This window comes from Geomonas sp. (genome assembly GCF_056994735.1).
On sequence record NZ_JBXKJL010000125.1, the window covers coordinates 1 to 1,181 of the forward strand.

General features: G+C 57.8%; 1 protein-coding gene and 2 rRNA genes. All 3 read left to right on the plus strand.

The genetic code is table 11. The annotated features are described in order from the left end of the window. Positions 1–389, plus strand: a 23S ribosomal RNA gene (locus AC11W3_RS06040); the annotation flags it as partial. A 61-nt stretch (positions 390–450) separates the two neighbouring features. Further along, positions 451–566: ribosomal RNA gene (rrf, locus tag AC11W3_RS06045) — 5S ribosomal RNA — on the plus strand. Positions 567–695: 129 nt separating this feature from the next. Further along, the coding region (locus AC11W3_RS06050) for a biotin--[acetyl-CoA-carboxylase] ligase (RefSeq protein WP_484092650.1) at positions 696–1,181 on the plus strand (486 nt) is incomplete at its 3' end.

Genomic DNA, 1,181 nt, shown 5'->3' on the forward strand with positions numbered 1-1,181 from the left:
ATCACATCCTGGGGCTGAAGCCGGTCCCAAGGGTATGGCTGTTCGCCATTTAAAGTGGTACGCGAGCTGGGTTTAGAACGTCGTGAGACAGTTCGGTCCCTATCTGCCGTGGGCGTATGAGATTTGAGAGGAGCTGCTCCTAGTACGAGAGGACCGGAGTGGACGGACCTCTGGTGTTCCGGTTGTCACGCCAGTGGCATCGCCGGGTAGCTATGTCCGGAAGGGATAACCGCTGAAAGCATCTAAGCGGGAAGCCCCCCTCAAGATTAGATCTCACCGATCTTCGGATCCTAAAGGGCCCTCGTAGACTACGAGGTTGATAGGCGGGATGTGTAAGCGTCGTGAGGCGTTGAGCTAACCCGTACTAATTGCCCGTGCGGCTTGACCATATAACCTAGCGCATCCGCCTACATTGAATCCCGATTGTCTTGGTACCGGTTCAACGGTTTGCCTGACGACGATAGCGAGTTGGAACCACCTGATCCCATCCCGAACTCAGCAGTGAAACGGCTCAGCGCCGATGGTAGTGTGGGGTTTCCCCATGTGAGAGTAGGACATCGTCAGGCTTCTCTAGCGCAAAGCCCACCGCGTGGTGGGCTTTGTTTTTTGCGGCGAATGTCCTCGAGTCGAGTGACGTGGGTCGTCATGACGTTCTTGTGCATTCCTGGCAAGTCCGTCGCCTGGCTTTGAACCAAATGCCATTCGAACCGTTCGAGGCACAGGCGATAGAAAAGCGTCTCTCACCGGACGTCCGGCGTTGGGTTCGCGAACTGAGAATTCACCAGGAAATCGATTCGACGAACACCCACTTAGTTCGGCGCGCATCGTCGGAAAGCATCGACGGCCTTGTCTGCTTGGCGGAGTCTCAAACGGGCGGAAGGGGCCGCCGTGGTCGAACATGGCTGACTCCAATGGGCCAGGGCATTGCGATTTCGCTCGGTCAGAGCCTCGGAGTTCCGATGGCCGAGGTCGGCCCCCTCAGCTTGGTCGTTGGGCTTGGGGTGGTAGCGGCGCTGCAGAAGATGGGTGTCGAAGGCGTCCAGTTGAAATGGCCGAACGATGTTTTGCTCGACGGAGTGAAGGCCGGCGGAATCCTCATCGAATTGGCAGGGATCGCGCAGCCGCTGGCCGTCGTAATCGGAATAGGCTTGAACGTTGGTGCAGGTGCGGAGGTCCGCGAG